Genomic DNA, 3,626 nt, shown 5'->3' on the forward strand with positions numbered 1-3,626 from the left:
GCCTTTTTCTCTTTTTTCTAGAGCATTTTCCTGGAGGTAACGATCTCCCCAAACTCAGACAGGAAAAAATCTAGAGATACCGCCTCATTTGCACCCGAAAGCGGCCTTTTTTTGTTTCGGCTACCTCTTCGATTTGCAGCCGACCCCGACCTCGAATGGCAATCCAATCCTGAGGGCCAACGGTGTAGCTGGCTTGGGTAATGGGCTTCCAATTGACCCGCACTTCCCCCCGTTGGATTTCTTCCACCATTTTGCTGCGGGAGATGCCAAACCCAGCTGAGGCTACCGCATCCAAGCGCAAAGAGGCTTCTATGCTGGTGATGGATTTGACGCGGGGGGGCTGAATGTTCAACTGGCTCAGGGGGATCCGGCTCACTTTGACAGGCACTGTGCGCACCTGCGTCAGGTTTAGGGTGAGGTAATCCACCATTTCGGGCACAACGATGGCCTGGGCGCCTGAGTCCCCCAACAGGAGGATGTCTCCCACTTTCTCGCGGGCGATGCCGGACGCCAACAGGGCTCCCAGAAAATCGCGGTGGGTAGCCGGGTCGAAGAGAAAGTTGCCTTGAATCTGAATGGCGGCCAATGGGATCCCTTCTGGGTCGGACTTTGGATCCCGGACATCTAGGCCCACCTCAGAGCGAGCTAGGGCCAAGCGCTGGCGCTCTGCTTGGGGGTACCCTCCCCAGGCCCCCACTTGTAGTTCGGTCAAGTTGCGCAGCCGAGCTTGCACCTCCGCTATTTCGGGTGGGGAAAGGAAGTCGCTCCAGACCACTTGCCAGGTCTTGAGGGCTTGCTCTCCCAAATCCAAGACCCGTGCCAAGGTTTCTCGATACTCTGCCCCTTGCAACAAATCGGCTCTGGGTAGCATTTTGAGGCGCTTCGACCTTTGTAGTTCAGTCCCGTTTTTCCCATGCTAAGCTAGATAGCCAGAATCGCGGCGGGCGTAGCCAAGCGGTTAAGGCAGAGGATTGTGGATCCTCCATTCGTGGGTTCGAGTCCCATCGTCCGCCCTTGAGGGAAATCGCGAAAATCCAGTCAGGGCAAGGGCTGCAGAGGCTAGTCCATCTATCTAGACCCTGACAAACGAAAACAGACAACACCCTATCTGGACGCAAAAATCGTGAAGGTATTCGTCAAGGTGATCTGGAGCACCTGCCTCTCCCTCTCAAAACAAGCTCTGCTGTGGTCTTTCAGGTTAGGGTGAGCTTCTGGCCCCCTGCATTATTGCTCCGCAACGCCGACGCGAGCAACGTTTTGGGTGTGGGCACAGTATCCTAGTTTGAATCGAAATGACCATGACGCTCTGCTTGCGGATGGACTCACCAGGACTTTGTCCCGCTATCGCGAACACAGCTCAAGATTAGGGTTCCCACTTCGTCAATGACCCCCGTCCAATCGGCTTCGATCACCGCCGTTGCCTCCGGCATCTCGACAATTGCCGGCCCGCGCAGTTGAAACCCCACATCCATGCGCTGCCGATCGTAAACCGGCACCGAGCACATCCTGCCCCCAAACCATGCCTCTCGCCGACCCTTGAGGGGATCCCCTGGCAAAGGGTGGGGTGCAGTCAAAGGCACGGTGGGTAGGGCCTGCACCGCCTGTAGACGCAACTGAATCACCTCCACCGGCTGGGCTGAATCTTGCCATCCATAGCGTTGTTGGTGGGCCTGGTGAAACTGCTGTTCCAGATGAGCAATCGGATCCGACAACTGCACTGGGATCCCCAACTCAAAAGACTGGCCGCGATAGCGCAAGTCCAAGCTGAAGTGCAACGCCGGCTCCTGCAGATCGGCTCTCGCCTGGCGGATCAGGGGTTCTGCCCATTGAGCCAGCAGGGATCCCCCTGAAGCGGACGTGAGCTGCCGCAGAGATTGGAGGATGGCCCGCCGATAGTCTCGCCGCAGATCTGCCAAAGCCATTCCCAGCGCCGAGAGCACCCCACAGGCAGCCGGGATCAAGATCGTGCGGATGCCCAGCTCTTCTGCCAAAGCACAGGCATGCATGGGCCCGGCTCCGCCGAAGGCCAACAGGGCAAAATCGGCGGGATCCAAACCCCGCTCCACGCTGATCACCCGCAAGGCCCGCGACATGGCGACATTCGCCAAGGTGCGAATGCCAACGGCAGTTTCCTGCAAGCTCAAGCCCAAGGGATCCGCCAGCGTGGCAATAGCCTGTTCCGCTAGCCCCCGCCGTAGCTGCACCGAGTTGCCCAGCCGACCGCCATCCGGCAGGTACCCCAGCCAGAGGTTGGCATCGGTAACCGTCGGAGCTGTTCCCCCCCGACCGTAGCAGGCCGGCCCGGGGTTGGATCCGGCACTCTCTGGCCCCACCTGAAGCCCACCGCCGGGCAGCAAATGGGCCAGGGATCCGCCGCCGGCACTGACGGTGTGGATATCAATTTGGGGCTGTTGCACGGGCAAGCCGCACACCACCGCTGCGGGAGTAACCTGGGGGATCCCATCTTGGATCAAGGCCACATCTGTGCTGGTTCCCCCCATATCGAAGCTGAGCAAGTGGGGGTAGCCACTCAGCCGACCCAGATAGGCCGCCCCGTAAACTCCGCCTGCCGGCCCTGAGAGCAAAGCCAGCGAAGCATGGGCCGCCGCCTGAGGGATGGAGGTCACCCCGCCGGAAGACTGCATGATCAACGGTTGGGGGATCCCTCGCTCCCGACATCCTTGGGCCAAGCGGTGCAGGTAGCCCGCCAATGCCGGGCTGAGGTAGGCATCGATGGCGGTGGTGCTGAAGCGCTCGTATTCTCGGAACTCCGGCGCCACCTCGCAAGACAGGGAAAGATGTAGCTCCGGGAAAGCCTGTCGCAAGGCCATTCCCAGCCGCTGTTCGTGCTCCGGGTAGAGAAAAGAAAACAAAAACCCCACCCCAATAGCGCGGATCCCATCCCGCTGCACCCGTTCCCCCACCTCCTGCACCACCCGCCGGATTTCGGCATCGGTGAGCGGCTCCAACACTCCGCCCGCGCTGCAGCGCTCCTTCACCTCCAGGCAATGGTGGCGGGGCACCACTGGCTCCGGCTTGGGCTGTGTCAGGTCATACAGAGAGGGGCGGTTTTGACGGGCAATGGCCAGCACATCCCGAAAGCCCGCCGTGGTCAAAAACAGGGTGGGGGATCCCTTGCGCTCCAGCAGCGCGTTGGTGGCCACCGTCATGCCATGACAGAAGAGGTCAACCCAGAGCACCCCCAGCTTGTCCAGCGCCGCAAAGACCCCCTCCTCAGGGCTGGGGGTAGACAGCACCTTCGCCGTCTGCATCTGGCCGTCGCGCAGGAGCACCAGATCGGTAAAGGTGCCCCCCACATCGATCCCCAGGCGGGCCAAGCCTCGGCTTGCTTCCGTCTGATCCAGATTGGCCGGATCGAGGTTGCTACCCAACGCTGATGCGACCATGGCTTCCATCGTGCATTTCTTTTGCCTTCTTCTGGGGCCAGCCCTTGGTCGGACTATGGCTATGACGCCTGGCTTTTGTAACGGCAGAGACGGGCTGACCGGCGCCCCTTCGTGTAGCGAGTGTAGCTCAGCAACTTCTGTCTTTTTTGGAGCATGACTCTAGTCAATAATAAGCTCAACTATACTGAAAATAATGTATAATATGTTCAGTACGGATTA

At 59.7% G+C, this 3,626-nt stretch carries 2 protein-coding genes and 1 tRNA gene; 1 reads left to right on the top strand and 2 read right to left on the bottom strand.

Features of this window, described 5'->3' with window-relative positions:
- Positions 1-70: 70 nt before the first annotated feature.
- Positions 71-871 carry a photosystem II S4 domain protein gene (locus NW837_RS09400; protein WP_414330982.1) on the bottom strand — a complete coding sequence of 267 codons (801 nt, stop codon included), beginning with the start codon at positions 869-871 and terminating at the stop codon, positions 71-73.
- Positions 872-940: 69 nt separating this feature from the next.
- Between NW837_RS09400 and NW837_RS09405 the strand changes: the two genes are divergently transcribed.
- Positions 941-1,013 (top strand) — tRNA-His (locus NW837_RS09405).
- A 309-nt stretch (positions 1,014-1,322) separates the two neighbouring features.
- Here the strand turns inward: NW837_RS09405 and NW837_RS09410 are convergent.
- Positions 1,323-3,416: a hydantoinase/oxoprolinase family protein gene (locus NW837_RS09410; RefSeq protein ID WP_414330984.1), complete on the bottom strand. Its 2,094-nt coding sequence runs from the start codon at positions 3,414-3,416 to the stop codon at positions 1,323-1,325.
- Positions 3,417-3,626 lie beyond the last annotated feature (210 nt).

It is taken from the genome of Synechococcus sp. R6-10, from assembly GCF_047461815.1.
GTDB lineage: Bacteria > Cyanobacteriota > Cyanobacteriia > Thermostichales > Thermostichaceae > Thermostichus.